Source organism: Nocardia nova (assembly GCF_002933465.1).
GTDB classification, from domain to species: domain Bacteria; phylum Actinomycetota; class Actinomycetes; order Mycobacteriales; family Mycobacteriaceae; genus Nocardia; species Nocardia nova_B.
Genome location: NZ_PSZE01000024.1, coordinates 21032 through 38960 on the forward strand (window position 1 = coordinate 21032; position 17929 = coordinate 38960).

The 17929-nt window shown below is 68.6% G+C and carries 13 protein-coding genes; 7 read left to right on the forward strand and 6 right to left on the reverse strand.

Annotation, left to right across the window (positions count from 1 at the left end; genetic code table 11):
* Window positions 1-41: 41 nt before the first annotated feature.
* The 3 genes from C5E41_RS24330 to C5E41_RS24340 all read left to right on the forward strand — a co-directional run bounded on the left by C5E41_RS24330 (window position 42) and on the right by C5E41_RS24340 (window position 2506).
* Entirely contained in the window at window positions 42-950 is a 909-nt protein-coding gene (locus C5E41_RS24330) for a hydrogen peroxide-inducible genes activator (RefSeq protein WP_104378082.1), read from the forward strand.
* A 60-nt stretch (window positions 951-1010) separates the two neighbouring features.
* Window positions 1011-1805 (forward strand): MBL fold metallo-hydrolase, encoded by a 795-nt coding sequence (locus C5E41_RS24335; protein WP_104378083.1) that lies wholly within the window; start codon window positions 1011-1013, stop codon window positions 1803-1805.
* Window positions 1806-2053: 248 nt separating this feature from the next.
* On the forward strand, window positions 2054-2506 hold the full coding sequence (locus C5E41_RS24340) for a gamma-glutamylcyclotransferase family protein (protein WP_146097668.1): 453 nt from the start codon (window positions 2054-2056) through the stop codon (window positions 2504-2506).
* Between the two features lie 143 nt (window positions 2507-2649).
* Here the strand turns inward: C5E41_RS24340 and speD are convergent, their stop codons facing one another.
* The 4 genes from speD to C5E41_RS24360 form a co-directional block, all read right to left on the reverse strand.
* Window positions 2650-3867: an adenosylmethionine decarboxylase gene (gene speD / locus C5E41_RS24345; protein WP_104378084.1), complete on the reverse strand. Its 1218-nt coding sequence runs from the start codon at window positions 3865-3867 to the stop codon at window positions 2650-2652.
* An 8-nt stretch (window positions 3868-3875) separates the two neighbouring features.
* Window positions 3876-4988 (reverse strand): type III PLP-dependent enzyme, encoded by a 1113-nt coding sequence (locus tag C5E41_RS24350; RefSeq protein WP_104378138.1) that lies wholly within the window; start codon window positions 4986-4988, stop codon window positions 3876-3878.
* A gap of 236 nt (window positions 4989-5224) precedes the next feature.
* On the reverse strand, window positions 5225-7732 hold the full coding sequence (locus tag C5E41_RS24355; RefSeq protein ID WP_104378085.1) for a DEAD/DEAH box helicase: 2508 nt from the start codon (window positions 7730-7732) through the stop codon (window positions 5225-5227).
* 90 nt (window positions 7733-7822) lie between these two features.
* The gene (locus C5E41_RS24360; protein WP_104378086.1) at window positions 7823-8755 is read right to left on the reverse strand and encodes a proteasome assembly chaperone family protein; all 933 of its coding nucleotides are present in this window, start codon (window positions 8753-8755) and stop codon (window positions 7823-7825) included.
* A 321-nt stretch (window positions 8756-9076) separates the two neighbouring features.
* Here C5E41_RS24360 and C5E41_RS24365 point away from each other — a divergent pair, with 321 nt between their 5' ends.
* Window positions 9077-9790 (forward strand): DUF5642 family protein, encoded by a 714-nt coding sequence (locus C5E41_RS24365; RefSeq protein WP_104378087.1) that lies wholly within the window; start codon window positions 9077-9079, stop codon window positions 9788-9790.
* A gap of 176 nt (window positions 9791-9966) precedes the next feature.
* Entirely contained in the window at window positions 9967-12012 is a 2046-nt protein-coding gene (locus C5E41_RS24370) for a DUF4192 domain-containing protein (RefSeq protein ID WP_104378088.1), read from the forward strand.
* Window positions 12013-12047: 35 nt separating this feature from the next.
* Here C5E41_RS24370 and galE read toward each other — a convergent pair whose 3' ends face one another.
* Both galE and C5E41_RS24380 read right to left on the reverse strand, forming a co-directional pair.
* A complete protein-coding gene (gene galE, locus C5E41_RS24375; RefSeq protein WP_104378089.1) occupies window positions 12048-13028 on the reverse strand; it encodes a UDP-glucose 4-epimerase GalE in 981 nt (326 codons plus the stop codon).
* A gap of 3 nt (window positions 13029-13031) precedes the next feature.
* The gene (locus C5E41_RS24380) at window positions 13032-13718 is read right to left on the reverse strand and encodes a metal-dependent transcriptional regulator (RefSeq protein ID WP_030517246.1); all 687 of its coding nucleotides are present in this window, start codon (window positions 13716-13718) and stop codon (window positions 13032-13034) included.
* Window positions 13719-13970: 252 nt separating this feature from the next.
* Here C5E41_RS24380 and C5E41_RS24385 point away from each other — a divergent pair, with 252 nt between their 5' ends.
* On the forward strand, window positions 13971-15203 hold the full coding sequence (locus C5E41_RS24385) for an acetoin utilization protein AcuC (RefSeq protein WP_104378090.1): 1233 nt from the start codon (window positions 13971-13973) through the stop codon (window positions 15201-15203).
* Entirely contained in the window at window positions 15196-17895 is a 2700-nt protein-coding gene (locus C5E41_RS24390) for a bifunctional acetate--CoA ligase family protein/GNAT family N-acetyltransferase (protein ID WP_104378091.1), read from the forward strand. Before C5E41_RS24385 ends, C5E41_RS24390 begins: the two co-directional genes overlap by 8 nt.
* Window positions 17896-17929 lie beyond the last annotated feature (34 nt).

The following is a 17929-nucleotide window of genomic DNA, read 5'->3' on the forward strand; positions in this document are numbered from 1 at the left end:
AGTAAAAGGTAAAGGTGATCAGTTGCACTATACTGATAGGCGTGACTGATCAGACTTATCAGCCCACCCTGTCACAGCTGCGTGCGTTCGTGGCGATTGCGGAATATCGCCACTTCGGGGCCGCCGCGGCCCATCTGAATGTGAGCCAACCCACATTATCGCAGGCGCTGGCATCACTGGAAAACGGACTGGGTCTGCAGCTGATCGAGCGCAGCACCCGCCGGGTGCTGGTCACCGGCGCGGGGAAAAGGCTGCTGCCGCAAGCGATGGCGACGCTCGAGGCTGCCGATCGCTTCGTCGCCACCGCGGCCGGCGACAGCCTCGGCGGCGCCCTGCGCATGGGCATCATCCCCACCGTCGCGCCCTATGTGCTGCCCGCGTTGCTGCCGGAACTGCGCCGCCGGCTGCCCGCGCTGGTGCCGCATGTCATCGAGGATCAGACCGCCCGGCTGCTCGACGGATTGCGCGGCGGCGTACTCGATGTCGCGATGATGGCACTGCCGTCCGAGGCTACCGGCATGGTCGAAATTCCGCTCTACACCGAGGAATTCGTCCTGGTCACGCCCCTCGGACACGAACTGGCCGGGCGGACCGACATCACGCCCGCGGCCCTGGACGAGTTGCCGCTGCTGTTGCTCGACGAGGGGCACTGCCTGCGTGACCAGACGCTGGATCTGTGCCGGTCGCAGGACGTGCGCCCGGGACCGGTCGGTGATACCCGCGCGGCCTCGCTGACGACGGTGGTGCAGTGTGTGGGCGGAGGTCTCGGGGTGACGCTGATTCCCGAGATGGCCGTGGCGGTCGAAACCTCGCGTGGCACATTGGATATCGCCCGTTTCACCGCGCCGGCGCCGGGGCGCACCATCGGCCTGGTTTTCCGAGGTTCGACCGCACGCGTGGAGGACTACGAGCAGCTGGCGGAAATCATTCGGGCACAACGCCCGATATGAGAAATTCCATGGTCTCCCATCCCAATTGACCGCCCGGTGGGCGTCTGGAACGCTCGTCGCGTGCGGATTCATCACCTCAACTGCGGCACCATGGCCATGGGCATGGTGGACCACTGCCTGCTCATCGAGACCAGGACCGGGTTGGTGCTGGTGGATACCGGATTCGGGCTCGACTGTGTGCGCGATCCCGGCCACTTCGTCGGCCCCGGCCGCTTTCTGCTGGGCATCCGGCCCGCCGAGCACCACACCGCCATCCGGCAGATCCAGGCGCTGGGCTACGACCCCGCGGATGTGCGCCACATCATCCTTACCCATCTCGATCTCGACCACGCTGCCGGACTGGCGGATTTCCCCGAAGCCACGATTCACGTGCACGGGCCCGAATTCCGCGCGGCGACCGCGGGGCGGACGCTGTTGGAGCGACTGCGCTACCGCGCGGCGCAGTGGTCGCACGGCCCGCGCTGGATGGTCAACGAACTTGACGGCACCGACGAGTGGTTCGGTTTCCGCGCGGTGCGCGATCTGCCGGGAGTGCCGCCGGAAATCCTGGTCGTCCCGCTGCCCGGCCACACGCGCGGCCACGTCGGGGTCGCCGTCGACACGGGGTCGGGCTGGCTGCTGCACGCCGGTGACGCGTTCTATGTCGCGAGCGAGATCGACCCGGCCGGGCCGAAGACACCGCTGTTCTGGTGGACGTTCGAATTGGGCTCGATCGTGCGCGGGGCCTATCTGGAGAACCGGCGGCGACTGGTGGAACTGGGCCGCGCGCAGGGCGATGCGATCACCATCGTCAACTCCCACGACCCTGATCTGTTCGCCCGGGTCACCGGAAATTCGGTGCGGCCTGTCGGATAGCGCCGCGAGAGCTACCGCGGGCATGCTGTGGAAGCAGGGTTTTCCTGGTGTGGCGACTTCTCGGCAATCTGTGACCAGCGGCGACGCAAGCTGTGATTTAGGTCATGTTTACCCGGTGTGATTCGCCGCCGGGCCATTCGGCACAGTGGAGGGATGCGATACGGGTGTGCGAGTAGGAACGGATGGTTCGACGTAACGACGGATAGGCGCGCGGAGGGCGGCGCCGCACATGCCGGACGGGTGATCCGGTGACCGCGGCGAAGAAGCCCGCACCGCAACGCCGCGCGCGTCCCGACGATCCCGGTCCGGACCTGTTCGCCTACGGCACCCTGCAATTCGGTCCCGTGCTCGAGGTGCTGCTGGGCCGCACGCCCGAGATGGACGTCGCGGTCGCGCGGGGCTGGCGGGTCGCGGCCCTGCCGCAGCGGCTCTATCCGGGGCTGGTGGCCGAGCCGGGGCGAATGGCGGGCGGGCTGGTCCTGCGCGGGCTGACCGCGGCCGACTGGCGAATCATCGAAGCCTTCGAGGATCCGGAATACGATCTGCGCCCGATCGAGCTGATCGGATATGAGCAACCCGTGCGGACCTTCGTCTGGTCGTCGGCGGTCACGGGCAACGACTGGCTGCCCGAAGTGTTCGTCTCCCACCACCTCGACCGCTATGTCGAGCGCACGGCCCAGTGGCGGCAGGAGCGCGCCTGAGCGTCGGTGGACGGCCACAGAGCGCGATACGAGAAGGACCGCCCGGGACGGTTGTGCCGGGCGGTCCTTCTCGTATTCGATTGCTATGCCAGCCGTTCCGCGTGCGGCGCCGCGGCCGCACGGCCACGCGACCGCCGGCCGTATCAGGCTCGAGCGGCGATCTCCCGCAGTGCGTACGGCTCGATGGCGCCGCGCACCAGCGCGCGTTCGTCGACCGTCTCCGCGCGGTAGGGCAACTTCGGCAGCTTCTCGCACATCGCCGCGACCGGGTCGTCGATGCGCTCGGCGACACCGAACAGGAACGTCCACTCGTGCTCGTCGCTGCCGTAGGGCACCACGGTGGCGAACAGATCGGTGAACCGCTGCCAGGAACGCTTCAGCGTCTCGTTGCGCCACATCGTCGGGCAACCGGCCTGAGCGGCCAGAACGCCGCCCTCGGCCAGCAGCGCCCGACATCGGGTGAGGAACTCCTCCTCGTAGAGGCGGTTGTGCTGGGCGTCCTCGACCCGCTCGTCGGGGAGGTCGATGACGATCACGTCGTAGCGCACACCGGCGGACTCGGCCTCGGCCAGGAAGTCCCAGCCGTCGGCGTAGTGCATCCGGATCGCGCCGTCACCGCGCACCGCGGCCTCCAGATCGGCGGGAGTGTATCCGTAGGGCAGGTGCCGGGCGCACAGTTCGACCTCCATCCGGTCGATATCGACGTGGTCGACCCGGGTCGCGCCCGCCGCCACCGACATCTGGCTGGCCACGCCTTCGCCGGAACCGATGATGAGCACGTTGTCGAGCTTGGCCGCCAGCGCGTAGGCCGGGACCAGCATCGCCTCGTGATAGGTCAGCTGGGAGAACTCGGTGGACTGCCGATCGTCGTCGGAGAACAGCGACACGCCCTGCGCCGTGCGCGCGATCACCATGTGCTGGAACGGAGTTCGCGCATCCACGATCACCTCCGACAGATCCCAGACGCGGGTCAGTCCCTCGCCGACCGGTTCGTGCACCCGGCGCGCGTGATGTCCGCGCTGCACGACCTCCATGTGCACCGATTCCGGCTTCAGCGCATCCTGGAGCAACTCGACCGCCTTGGTGGCGCCGGCGCCGATGCTGCCGCATGTGAACACGTCGACGAAGATGTCGCCGGATTCCGGATAGGTATGGATCGACGCGTGTGATTCCGACAGCAGCGCCAGCACCGTCACGCCGTGGGGCTCGAACTTCTTGTGCACCACCTCGCAGATCGTCACTCCCGCGGCGAGCAACGATTGTCGAAGCGCTGTTTCGAGTCGTTCGAGATCGTCGCAGAGGGCTACGTCGACACCACCGAACTCGGCCAGCACGTGCCAGCCGGTGAATTCTGCCGTCATGGGCAAACTCACTCTCGCTCAGCGCCGATGACATGCACAGTCAAAGGCGGAAAACCGTTGAAGGACACCGACGAATAGCTCGCCGTATAAGCGCCGGTATCGAGGATCCGAACGGGATCACCGGCTCGCAGCGTGGTCGGCAGAAGGACTCGCGTGCGTTGATACAGTACATCGTCTCCGTCGCAGGTCGGGCCCGCGATCACCGCCTCGTCGGCGAGGTCGCCGTCGCGGTCGGTTTCGATCCGGTAGGCGATGTACTCGTTCTCGGTCTCGGCCATACCGTTGTAGCGGCCGATGTCGAGATACACCCAGCGCCGCCCGTCCGGCGCGATGCGCACGTTCACGACCTCGGCGTGGATCACGCCGGCATTGCCCACCAGGGCGCGGCCGGGTTCCACCACCAGGTCGGTGTGCTCGGGAAGGTGCCGCGTCGCCGACTCGGCGATCACGACACTCAGCTCGGACAACGCCGGCGCCGGGTCGGCGTACGAAATCGGCAGGCCCCCACCGATATTCACCGACGCCACCGAGATGTCCTTGACCGCCAGCGCTTCCGTGATGGCCGCGGCCTGCTCGATGCCGATCTGCCACGCCACCGGATCCAGCTGCTGGGAGCCCACGTGGAAGTAGGGGCCCGCCACCCGCAGGCCCAAGTCGCGAGCGCGCACCAGCAGCCGCACCGCCTCACCGGGCGCGCAGCCGAACTTGGTGCCGAACGGGGTCTGCGACTGCGGCGCGGCGGCGAGGAACCGGCACTCCACCTCCGAGCCCGGCGCGAGTTCGGCGATCCGCTCCAGGTCGTCCTCGGTGTCGAAGGCGAACCGGCGCACGCCCGCGGCGTAGGCGGTGGCGATGTGGGCGGCCTTCTTGATCGGATTGCCGTAGCAGAGCACTGCCGGGTCGACACCCAGCGCCACACACATCTCGATCTCACCGATGCTGGCGACGTCGAATTCGGCGCCCTCGGAATCGAGCAGCCGGATGATCTCCGGCATCGGAGATGCTTTGACAGCGAAGCGAATTCGTGCTGACGGAAAGGCCGCACGGAAAGCGTGGAAGTTGCCGCGCACCCGATCGAGGTCGATGACGAGACAGGGCGACTCGGGCGCGTTTGTACCGATCAATCTAAGGGAACTCTCTTTCTTCTGGGCAGCCTCCCGCTGCAGGCAGCGAGCGAGAGAGTATCAGCGCGGGGGCACGAGAAACGAACCGGAACGAGGGTCAGCTTGATCACGCTCGGCTGACCGCGGCCCGCACCGGGGGCGGTGGCCGGATCAGATCAGCGCGTCGGCACCGGGTTTTCGACGGCGTACCAGCGCCGTGGCCGGATCGCGACGGAGGTCGAGAACGATCGCGCTCATCCCGCACGCACCGTCATCGCGTCGAAGACCACCTCGCCGGCGGCATCGGATTCGGCCAGATCCACCACGGCCTCCAGCGCCCAGCCGTGATCACCGGCCGGGTCGTCGAGCACCTGGCGCACCCGCCAGAAGCCCGGTTCGGTCTCGACGGCGAACAACGCCGGGCCGCGGGCGTCCGGGCCGGTGCCGATCGCGCCGTATTCGTCGAAGTACGCGGCCAGATCGTTCGCCCAGTCCGGACCGTCGTCGAATTCGGCGAGTTCGTCCCAACGTCGCCGGGCGGCCAGCTCGACCCGGCGAAACATGCTGTTGCGCACCATGACCCGGAACGCGCGTTCGTTCGCGGTGATCGGCCGCACGGTGTCGGCGCCGAAGGCGAGTTGGTCGTCGTCGGTCTCGGCGCCCGGATTGGTGAGTTGTTCCCATTCGTCGAGCAGGCTCGAATCGACTTGGCGGACAAGCTCACCCAGCCACTCGGTGATGTCCTCGAGTTCCTCGGTACGCGCCGATTCGGGTACGGTCCGGCGCAGCGCGCGATAGGCGTCGGCGAGGTAGCGCAGCACCAGGCCCTCCGACCGTGCCAGCTCGTACTGGGAGACCAGTTCGGCGAAAGTCAATGAGCGCTCGATCATTTCGCGCACCACGGACTTGGGGGAGGGGCTGAATTCCGAGACCCACGGATGGCCGGCGCGATAGGTTTCGAAGGCCGGTTCGATCAGCTCGGTCAGCGGTTTCGGCCAGGTGATCTCCTCGATCAGCTCCATGCGTTCGTCGTACTCGATGCCGTCGGCCTTCATCTCGGCGATCGCCGCACCCCGCGCCCGGTGCTGCTGGGCGAGCAGCAATTGGCGCGGATCCTCCAGTGTGGATTCGATGATCGACACCACATCCAGTGTGTAGCTGGGAGCGGAGTTGTCAAGCAGCTCCAGCGCTGCCAGCGCGAACGGTGACAGCGGCTGGTCGAGCGCGAAGTCGCGCTGCAGATCGACGGTGAGCCGCGCCCGGCGGCCGGTGGCGTCGGGTTCGTCGAGTTGCTGGACCACGCCCGCATCGCGCAGCGCGCGGTAGAGCCGGATCGCCTTCAGGATGTGTTTGCGCTGCGCGGGACGTGGCTCGTGATTGTCCTCGAGCAGATGGCGCATCGCGTCGAAACAGTTGCCGGGCCGGGCGATGACATTGAGCAGCATCGAATTGGTGACCCGGAAGCGCGACACCATCGGTTCCGGCTGCGCGGCGACGAGCCGGTCGAAGGTGTCCTGCGACCAGGACACGAAACCCTCCGGCGGTTTACGCCGCTGGATTTTGCGCAGCTTCTTCGGGTCGTCGCCGGCCTTGGCGACCAGTCTGGCGTTCTCCACCTCGTGCTCGGGTGCCTGCACCACCACCGTGCCGACCGTGTCGTACCCGGCGCGCCCGGCCCGGCCCGCGATCTGATGGAATTCGCGTGCCTTCAATCGCCGCGTGCGCACCCCGTCGAATTTCGTCAATCCGGTGAGCAGCACCGTGCGGATCGGCACGTTGATGCCCACGCCGAGGGTGTCGGTGCCGCAGACGACCTTCAGCAACCCGTCCTGGGCCAGGCGTTCCACCAGTCGCCGATATTTCGGCAGCATCCCGGCGTGGTGGACGCCGATGCCATGGCGGATCAGCCGCGACAGTGTCTTGCCGAATCCGGTCGCGAACCGGAAACCGCCCAGCGCCTGGGCGATCGCGTCCTTTTCCGCCTTGGACGCGAAATTCACACTCGTCAGCGCCTGGGCGCGCTCGAGTGCGGCGGCCTGGGTGAAGTGCACGACGTAGACCGGGGCCTGGCTGGTGGTCACCAGCTCTTCCAGGGTCTCCGTGATGGGAGTGCGGACATAGGAGAACAGCAGCGGCACCGGGCGCTCGGAGCCGGTGACGACGGCGGTGGAGCGGCCGGTGCGGCGTTCCAGATCCCGGGCGAAATGGTCCACCTCACCCAAAGTGGCCGACATCAGCAGGAATTGGGCGCGCGGTAATTCCAGCAGTGGCACCTGCCAGGCCCAGCCGCGATCGGGATCGGCGTAGAAATGGAATTCGTCCATCACCACCTGGCCGATATCGGCGTCCGCGCCTTCCCGCAGCGCGAGATTGGCGAGGATCTCGGCGGTCGCGCAGATGATGGGGGCCGTCGGATTCACCGCGGCGTCGCCGGTGACCATGCCGACCTTGTCGGCGCCGAACACCTCGCAGAGCGCGAAGAACTTCTCACTGACCAGTGCCTTGATCGGCGCGGTGTAGTAGCTGCGCTCACCGCGGTTCAGTGCGGCGAAGTGGGCGCCGACCGCGACCATCGATTTTCCGGAGCCCGTGGGGGTCGCGAGGATGACGTTCGCCCCGGTCATCAGCTCGAGCAGGGCCTCTTCCTGCGCCGGATACAGCGTCAAACCCTGGGCAGAGCTCCATTCGGCGAAGGTTTCGTACAGCCAGTCGGCATCCACGTCGGGCACGGCACGGTCGGGAACCAGTTCGGACAGCTGCACGTGCGTCCACGTTACCGACGAACCGTCGCGGGTACCGCATCGCCCGGCGGCACGGCGGTGAACCGTGCGCGCCGGGCGATGTGGTGCGGGTCAGTCCCGGGAGTCGTCGCCGTCGCCGAATTCGGTCTGCTCGGCGAGAAAGCGCTCGAACTCCGCGCCCAGTTCCTCACCGGTCGGCAGGTCGGCCTCGCCGGCGAGCAGGCTGGAGCGGCGCTCCTGTGCGGTGACGAAGCTGTCGTACTGACGTTCGAGCGCCTGTACCACCGTCTCCACCTCGGCATTTCCGGCGATGTGCTCGTTGACCTGTTCACGCACGCGGGCCGCGGCCTCGCCGAGCGCCGCCAGCGGAAGCTTTAGCCCGGCGTTGTCGGCGACATTCTCCAGCAGTGTCTGCGCGGCTTCCGGATACGCGGTCTGCGCCAGATAGTGCGGGACGTGCACCGAGAATCCGACGGATTCGTGGCCGTGCTGTCCCATGCGGTACTCCAGCAGCGACGATGCGCTGCCGGGAACCTGCAGTTCTCCGGGCCAGCGCTGATGTTCACCGATCAGATCGCGGTCGCTGGCGTGGGCGGTGACACCCAGCGGCCGGGTGTGCGGAATCGCCATCGGGATGGCGCTCAGGCCGATGCTGCGACGCACGCCGAGCTGTTCGGCCAGCAGGCGCACCGCCGTCACGAACTTTTCCCAGCGCAGGTCGGGTTCGATGCCCGACAGCAGCAGGAACGGGGTGCCGGCGGTATCGCGCAGCGCCCACAGGTTCAGTTCCGGATCGGCGTAGTCCGAGAAGTGGTCGGTCTTGAACGTCATCAACGGCCGCCGCGAGCGATAGTCGAGCAATTCGTCGACATCGAACGAGGCGACCAGCTCGGATTCGAGGCTTTCGCGCAGATGGGTCGTTGCCAGCCGTACCGCGTGACCCGCGTCGGTGAAGCCTTCCAGGCCGTGCACCAGCACCGGACCCTCGCCGTCGGCCGAGGACAGCTGCGGAGCGGGGAACTCCAGCTCGTACATACTGCTCATTTGCCAAACTCCCTGGTCAAGCCCTGTCCGCCTCAGTCGTTTTCAGTGGTGGCCCGGTGCCGGATCTCGCCACCTCGCCACCGTCCAGGGTACGCGCGCGGGGGTCGCGTACCGGTCGGCGTGCGGGCGGTGACATCCGGCGGAAACCGCCGGTCCACCGGGGGATGTAACCCCCGCAGAGTAGCGGTCGCGGAGCGTACCCGGCGGAGGTAGGCCACGCTCTTGCCCTACCGGAGAACACAACTCCGGATCGGCGGCCGGTATTCCCGCGGGTCGGCGTGGCAGATCCGCGGGGGCGGCGGTATCGGCCATAGTGGGGGAGTGAGCGTCCCGGATCCGTCGGCCTCGCGGAGGCGCCGCGGGTTCGGCCGCACCGTCGGGTACGCGGCATTGAGTTGTCTGCTGTCCGCGTGCGGTTCCACGGTGTCCGGGCATCCGACCGCGATGCACCAGAGTGCGGTCACCCGGCATGTCGACGGTGATCTGACGGCGATGCTGCCAGGCCAGGACCGATTCCCGGCGGGATATACGACCGTCGTCGCCTCTGGTGATCGCGCCGCGGCGGCGGCCGCGGACCTCAGCGCGATCCCGCCGGGGGCACGGATCGATCCGCCGGACTGCGCACCCGATCCGCTCGATCCCGGCCGGATCGCCGTGGTGGTCGGCACCGACGATCGGACGCGAGCCACGATCACCGTCGTGCTCAGCCGCACGAACGAGCCGTTGTCCCGTCTGGGCGACCAGCTTTCGCGCTGCGCCACGGTGCACGCCCGGCACGCAGCGATCGATCGCACGATCACCACGCGGCTCCTGCCGCCTCCGCCGGTCGATGCCGACGACACCGTGGCCTTCGGCCGGACGGTGACCGGCTCGCCGCCCGGCAGCTCCGCCGACCCGGCACTGCGCACATTGTTCGCGCAGGTGGGTGATATCCGAATCGAAACCACGGCAATGACTTTCGGTGCCGACGCGCCGGATACGACCGGTCTGGACCAGGTCTTCACGGCCGCGGTCGCCAAGGTCCGTACCCGCTGACGCCGCTGGCGAATGTGCTCTCCCCGGCGCAACCGTAACAGCAGGCACCGACATCTCTGCCCGGTTCCACCGCGTGTCGCCGCCGCGATCCCCAGTTCTCGACGGGCTCCCCAGACGAAATAAAAGCCCAGCTCAGCCCGGTGGGCCGGCGGTGACGCACGGGCAGTGTGAATGCCATGACCACACACACCGACCCCAATCGGCCCGGCACCGACCGCCCCGATGCCGTGCGGACGCCCTCGCCCTCGAACACTGCTGCGCGCCCCGACGCGGCCTCGCCGGAGGCCGACACGATACGAACCGTGACCGATCCCGGCAGCCCGCCGCTGCCCGAGTCGGCGGTGCGGGAGGGCACTTCGGGCCGGGAGGGCTCCTCTGCCACCGCGGGCCATGCGCGGAAGGTCGCGGAGGCCTCGGCGGCCACGAAGGCCGGGCAGGACGCGGAGGACGCGGAGGACGACGCCGCTACGGATAGTGAGTGCGGCACCGCGTCGCCGCCGACTTCGCGGTGCATCGCCGCACGCGCGAACCGGATCTGTCGCTCACAGGTCGGAGTAATTCGCACGGCGGGCGGAACGTCGGGCGCCGGGCCGACGGCCGATCGGGAGCCAGTTCCGTTGCGCTGCGGCATTATTCGCAGGAACGGACCGGTGGCCGCGCCGCGAGACGCGTGTGCCGGCACTCGGTGCGTGGCCCTGCGCGAATGCGTCGGCAGCCAATACGGCTGCGGCGACTCGATGGGGCCGAAGCGGCGTGTGCGTTGTGAGGCCGACCAGGTGTTGCGGCCGCGTGCGGACATCCACGGAAGCGACAGCGGTGACGAGGAATACGGTGCTGCGCACCACCCGGACGACATGGTGGACGCCGGTGGTCGCACGGCGAAACCGCTGCCGTCACACAGTGGTACGCCGCCGGCCCCCGAGGAGAGTGCGGAGGACGCGCCGATCGCCGGACCTGGTTCGACACCGCCCGGCCCGGATGGCCTCGCCAGCGAGGCCGAACCGGGTGTGTCCGGCCCGGGCGACGGTGGCAAGTCCGGTGACCGAGTCGAAGACGCGGCGGGGCACCACCCGGGAGCGGAAGGCGTCGAACAGCTGTGGACGGCGACGGCGTTGGCCATGAACGAACCGGCGGAGTTCATCGCGGCCGTGCCCGCACTGCTGGGATTTCGCCCGCAGCGTTCGCTGGTGGCATGTCTGCTGCTGCGGTCGCAGAAGTATCCGGGCGCGGTCTATCTCGGAGCGGTGGCCCGCCACGATCTCGACGTGGCGGGATGCGGGGCCTGGGTGCGACTGGCCGGCCAGCTGGCCGCCATCTGTGGTCAGGAGCAGGCGGTCGGTGTGGTGACGCTGATCGTCGACGATCGTGCTACGGCGCCGCGGCCGGGCCGGGCCGGGCGGCGCGCGGCCCGGCATCGCGACCTGGTGCGGGTGCTCGACGGCGCGCTGCAGAGCCAGGACGTACTCCTCGCGGAAGCATGGGCGGTGGGCGAGATCACCCCGGGCGCCGACTGGTGGAGTGTGCTCGATCCGGACAGTGCCGGGACACAAGCGGATCCGGCGGCCTCGCCGGTCGCGCTCGCCCAGGTGCTCGACGGCCGTCCCATCCGGGGCTCGCGCACCGAGCTCACGGCCGCGGTGGCGGAGGACATGCCGCTGCGCGTGGAGGTCGACGCGGTGATCGGCAGCGCAGCGGAGGCCGCCAGGCTGCGATTCCGGCGCGCACTGCGGGCCGGCGAGCCGCGCTCCTACAGCCGCGCGGCCCTGGACATGGTGTTGTGGCAGATCAGCACCGTCGAATCGGGCGATGAACTCGATCCACGCGAACTCGCGGATCTGGCCGTCGCCGTGCGCGACACCGCGGTGCGCGATTCCCTGTTCGCGGTGGCGCTGGGTGCACATGCCGCCGCGGCCGAAGCGCTGTGGTCTCGCGCCTGCCGCGGCCTCACCGGGCCCGACCGCGCCGAACTGGCCACCCTGTTCGGCTACAGCGCCTACACCCGCGGCGACGGACCGCTGGCAGGTGTGGCCTTCGAGGCGGCACTGCAGGCCGACCCGGCGCACCGGATCGCACGACTGCTGGACGCGGCGCTACGTACCGGCATGCGCCCCGGTGATGTGCGCAAACTCGCCGTCAGCGGCCGCGATATCGCCGCCGGCCTGGGTGTCGACCTGGTCATCGCCGATCCCGGCAAACCACCCTCGGAAGCGGAGTCGCGATGACACTCGTCCGGCCACGGTCGCGGGGACCGCGCGTGTCAGCGAGCGCTGTGCGCGCGGTCGCCGAGCGAGGTGAGGAAATCCCACGCGTCGGAGACGATTTCGTCGAGATCGTTGTGTTCGGGCTGCCAGCCGAGTTCGTCGATCGCCTTCGCGCTCGACGCGATCAGCACCGCCGGATCGCCGGCGCGCCGCGGCGCGTCCACCGCCGGAATGGGCCGGCCGACGACACGCTCACAGGCAGAGATCACTTCGCGCACCGAAAAACCCGTACCGCTGCCGAGGTTGAAGATGCGATGTTCACCGGGCCGCGACTGCGCCAGCGCCAGCACATGCGCGTGGGCGAGATCACGAATGTGGATGTAGTCGCGCACCGCGGTGCCATCCGGCGTCGGATAGTCGGTGCCGAAGACGGAAATCGAATCCCGATGTCCCAGAGCCGTTTGCAGGATCAGCGGAATGAGATGAGTTTCCACCACACGGTTCTCGCCGAGCCCGCCGTACGCGCCGGCGACATTGAAATACCGCAGGCTCGTCGCGGCCAGACCGTGCGCGATGGCGTACGAGGTGATCGCGTGGTCGATCGCGAGTTTCGAGGCCCCATAGGGATTGGTCGGCCGGGTGGGGGCGGACTCGAGAATCGGGACCTGTTCCGGCTCACCGTAGACCGCCGCGGTCGAGGAGAACACCAGCCGCGGGGTCTGCGTGCGGCGGATCGCCTCCAGCAGCGTCAGCGTCTTCACCACATTGCCGTACCAGTACTTCTCGGGCTGCTGCACCGATTCACCGACCAGCGACTGCGCCGCGAAATGCAGGACGCCGTCGAAGGATTCGGACTCGATCAGCTCGACGCCGGTGGTCGCGATATCCCCGTCGACGAATTTCGCCCCGGCCGGCACGCCCTCGGCGTTGCCGGTGGACAGATCATCGACCACCACGACCTCGTGGCCGTCCTGAACCAGTACCTGGGCGCATACTCCGCCGACATATCCGGCACCGCCGGTCACCAGAAGTTTCATCCGTCAGGCCAGCCTGACCTGGACTGCGTGGGCCATCTCGTCGGACAGTTCGAAACCGACGTGCCCGGGCACCGAGATGATCACCACACCCGGCTTGGTCTCGACGGTCACGCGGGCGTCGGGGACCACCCCCGCCTCCCGCAGCTGGCCGATTACATCCGGATCGGCCTGGATATGTTCCGACAACCGCCGCACGACGACCGCCGACACCTGGCCGGGCGGCAGATCGGAGAGCCGGACCAGCGTTTCCTCACCGGAATGGATGGAGTTGACGCCGAGTTCGTCCAGGCCGGGGATGGGGTTGCCGTAGGGGGAGGTGGTGGGGTGGTTGAGCACCTCGAGCAGACGCATTTCCACCTCCTCGCTCATCACGTGCTCCCAACGGCAGGCTTCGGCGTGCACGTTCTGCCAGTCCAGCCCGATCACGTCGACCAGCAACCGTTCGGCCAGCCGGTGCTTACGCATGACCGCCACGGCCATCGCGCGGCCCTTGTCGGTGAGTTCGAGGTGCCGGTCGCCGGCGACCATCAGCAGGCCGTCGCGCTCCATCCGCGCGACCGTCTGACTCACCGTCGGGCCGCTCTGCTCGAGGCGCTCGGCGATACGCGCCCGCAACGGCACCACGCCCTCCTCCTCGAGGTCGTAGATGGTACGGAGATACATCTCCGTGGTGTCGACCAGATCCTTCACCTGTTACCCCTTCGTCGGCACGAATTCTACCCACGCCCGGCTGCACAATCGGCCTCAGCATATTTCGCACGTCCTGCACGAACGTCGCCGATACCTGCGCGCGCGACCGGATGCGCGCGGGCGACAGGCGCGCCCGGCATCGTCTTGCATTTCTACTGCATGACAACGACAACTCGGGTGGTCTGCTTCCCGTGTCACCCGCCGGTGCGAGCAACGCCACGGCGACGGGCCGCGGTGAGCTAGCGTGACGTTATGGCAGACGACGCCGCCGTGGTGTGGACCGACCGCTTCCTGGACTACACCTGGACCCCGGAGCACCCGATGAAGCCGGCACGGCTCCGATTCACGATGGCACTCGCGCGCAGTCTCGGATTGCTCGACGGCATCGAAACCCTCGCACCCGGCCCGGCAGGCGACGGTGAGCTGCTGCGTATCCACACCGCCGCCTATCTCGACGCGGTACGCCACGCCGTTCCCGCGCCCCCGGGCACCACACCGCCGGCCGCGCCCCCGCACGGGCTGGGCTCGATGGACAACCCCGTCTTCCCCCATATGCACGAGGCCGCCTCGGTGATCGTCGGCGGAACCCTCGCCGCCGCCCGGGAAATCGCGGCAGGCCGCACCCAGCGGGCAGTGAGCATCGGGGGTGGTATGCATCACGCCATGCCCGATGCGGCATCGGGGTTCTGCGTCTACAACGATGTGGCGGTGGCCATTTCGTGGCTGCTGGACAACGGATTCGACCGTATCGCCTACGTCGACGTCGACGTGCACCACGGCGACGGCGTGCAGCGCGCCTTCTACGACGACCCTCGCGTGCTGACGATTTCGCTGCATCAGCATCCGGCGACGCTGTGGCCCAACACCGGCTGGCCCGAGGAGATTGGCGCGGGCTCGGCGGAAGGCACCGCGATCAACCTCGCCGTCCTGCCCGGTACCCGGGATGCGCAGTGGCTGCGCGGATTTCACGCCGTGGTGCCCGGCGCGCTGGCCGCGTTCCGGCCGCAGCTGGTGGTCAGTCAGTGTGGAGTCGACAGCCATCGCGAAGACCCCCTCGCAGATCTCGAACTCACCGTCGACGGTCAGCGCGCGGCGTTTCGCGCCATGCGTGAACTCGCGGACCGGTATGCCGAAGGGCGCTGGCTGGCCGTGGGCGGCGGCGGTTACGGGGTGGTCCGGGTGGTGCCGCGGGCGTGGACCCATCTGCTGGCGACAGCGCTGGATCGCGAGATCGATCCGGGGACCGTCATCCCCGACGAGTGGCGTGAGCTGGTGCGCGCCTACGCCCCGACCGTGCCGGCGCCGGCCACGATGGGCGACGGCGGCGACACCGCATTCACCCCGTGGGAGGGGCCGGGCGGTGCGCTCGACACCGGCGACACCCGTATCGACCGCGCGCAGCGCGCGATCGACACTTCGGTGCTCGCCACCCGCCGCGCGACCTACGGATTGCTGGGCCTGGACCCGGAGGACCCCCGTGACTGAATCATCCGCGACCACACCGGACGCCGAGAACACTCCCGCCGATCCGCCGCCGCCTCCGCAGCATTGGTTCGCCGACGTGCTCGCCACCGACGGCGGTGTGGTCCGGCTGCGCCCGATCACCCCCGCCGATGCGGAGCCGATGCAAGCCTTCCACGCGGCGCTATCCGATCGCACCCGCTATCTGCGCTATTTCGGTCCCTATCCGCGGATGACATCGAAGGATCTGTACCGCACCACCCACGTGGACTACCACAATCGGGTGGGGCTGGTCGTCGAGCTGGGGTCGGTGATCATCGCGGTCGGCCGCTACGAACTGCTCACCGATCGCGAAGGCCCCCGGGCGGCGGAGGTGGCGTTCGTCGTCGCCGACGAGCATCAGGGCCGCGGGCTGGGGTCGATTCTGCTCGAGCATCTGGCCGGCGCGGCCGCCGAGAACGACATCGAGACCTTCGTCGCCGAGGTGCTCGCCGAGAACCACACCATGGTCACGGTTTTCCGGGAGGCCGGATACCAGATACAGCGCAGCCGCGACGGGTCGGTGTTGCACCTCGAATTCGCCATCGACCCCACCGAAGCGCTGCTGTCGGTGCGGGATTCGCGGGAGCGGGCCTCGGAGGCGCGCAGTGTCGGCAATCTGCTTGCCCCGCGGTCGATCGCGGTCATCGGCGCCACCCCGGCGGCGAGCCGGGTGGGCGGGGCGGCGCTGGCGAATCTGCTGTCCGGGGTGTTCCAGGGCCCGGTGTACCCGGTGAATCCGAACCGGACCTCCGTCCGCGGTGTGCGCGCCTACCCGACCGTGCACGACATCCCCGACGAACTGGATCTGGCGGTGGTCGCCGTACCGGCCGAGGAGATCAAATCCGTCCTCGACGACTGTATGTCCAAGGGGGTCAAAGGCCTGGTCGTGCTGACCGCCGGATTCTCCGAAACCGGGCCGGCCGGCTTTCGCGCCGAACGCGATCTGGTCGACGCCGCGCGCCGCCACGGCATGCGCGTGGTGGGCCCGAGTGCACTCGGTATCGCCAACACCGATCCAGCGGTCTCACTGAACGCGACGCTGGCGCCGGTCTTGCCGGGCCGGGGCCGAGTCGGCTTCTTCTGCCAGTCCGGACCCCTGGGTGCGGCCATCCTGGGGGAGGCGGCCGCGCGCAAACTCGGCCTGTCGACCTTCGTCTCGGCCGGCAATCGCGCCGATGTGTCCGGCAACGACCTGCTGCAGTACTGGGATACCGATCCCGACACCGACGTCGTGCTGCTGTATCTGGAGACGTTCGGCAATCCGCGCAAGTTCTCCCGCATCGCGCGCCGGGTGGCCCGCACCAAGCCGGTGGTGGCGGTGAGTAGCGGCCGCAACGCCGCGAACGTGCCGGTCAGCGGTCTGGAACGGTCGGTGGAACGCGATCTGTTCGCCCAGGCCGGAATCGTGCAGGTCGATACGATCGCCGAACTGTTCGACTGCGCCATGCTGCTGGCCTATCAGCCTTTACCGGACGGTCCGCGGCTCGCGGTGATCGGCAACAGCGCGGCTCTGGGCTGGCTGGCGGTGGACGCGGCGCGTGGGGAGGGGCTGGAGGTGGGGGGACCGACCGATCTGGGGCCGCTGGCCGAACCTGCCGACTATCTGACCGCCGTCGCGAGTGCGATGGATTCCGCCGAGGTCGACGCGGTCATCGTGATCTTCGCGCCGCCGGTACCGGCGGCGGTCACCGCCTTCGCCGAGGCGATCCGGGCCGGCGCACAGGATGCGGTCAAGCCTGTGCTCACCACGTTCGTCGCCGATCACGGAATGCCGAATCTGCTCACCGTGCGCGGTGCCGGCGGCATCGTCGACCGCGGTTCCATTCCGTCCTATCCCGATCCGGAACGCGCGGCGCGGGCGCTGGCGCGGGTGCGGCGGTACGCGGCGTGGCGAACGCGTCCGGCATCCCTGGTGGTAAGGCCGGACGGTCTCGAGGTCGCGCGGGCGCGAGAGCTGGTGGAACAGTGGATGTCTCGCAGTCCCGACGGGGAGTGGCTCGGCGACCTGGAGGTCGTGGAACTACTCGCCTGCTACGGCATTCGCGTGGTGGAATTCCGGGAAGCCCGTGATCCCGAGGAAGCGGCCGCGGCGGCCGCGGAACTGGGATATCCCGTCGCCGCCAAGGCCACCGGCGAAATGTGGCGCAGCCGGCCCGATTTCACCGGTGTCCGCCTCGATCTGTGGCGCGCCACCGCCGTCCGGCGGGCCTATACCGACCTTGCGGAGCTGACCGGAAACACGGTCGTCCACATCCAGAAGATGGCGACCAAGGGGGTGGGGTGTGTGCTGCGGGTCCAGGACGATCCGTCGTTCGGATCCGTCATCGGATTCGGCCTCTCCGGGACCATCATCGACCTGCTCGGCGATCGGGCCTACCGGGCCCTGCCGCTGACCGAGGCCGAGGCGGTCGAACTGATCGACGCGCCGCGCGCCGCCCCGCTGCTCGACGGGCAGGCCGGATCGGGCCGCACGATCGGCGAACCGGTGGACAAGAACGCGTTGGCCGCACTGGCACAACGTATTTCGGCGCTGTGCGACGATCTGCCGGAGGTGCGGGAATTGTCGGTGGAACCGGTGCTGGCCTCACCGGAGGGCGCCGAGATCCTGTATGCGCGGGTGCGGATCGGGCCGGAACCGAGCCGCTTCGACAACGGGCCGCGCCGCCTGGTGTGAGTCGTTGTGTGCCCGGCCCGCCATACCGCCGTGA

Excerpts from the sequence above, each read along its gene's own strand:
- galE (WP_104378089.1), bottom strand. The coding sequence starts at position 13,028 with ATGAAACTTCTGGTGACCGGCGGTGCCGGATATGTCGGCGGAGTATGC.
- speD (WP_104378084.1), bottom strand. The coding sequence starts at position 3,867 with ATGACGGCAGAATTCACCGGCTGGCACGTGCTGGCCGAGTTCGGTGGT.
- C5E41_RS24370 (WP_104378088.1), top strand. The coding sequence starts at position 9,967 with ATGACCACACACACCGACCCCAATCGGCCCGGCACCGACCGCCCCGAT.
- C5E41_RS24360 (WP_104378086.1), bottom strand. The coding sequence starts at position 8,755 with ATGAGCAGTATGTACGAGCTGGAGTTCCCCGCTCCGCAGCTGTCCTCG.
- C5E41_RS24385 (WP_104378090.1), top strand. The coding sequence starts at position 13,971 with ATGGCAGACGACGCCGCCGTGGTGTGGACCGACCGCTTCCTGGACTAC.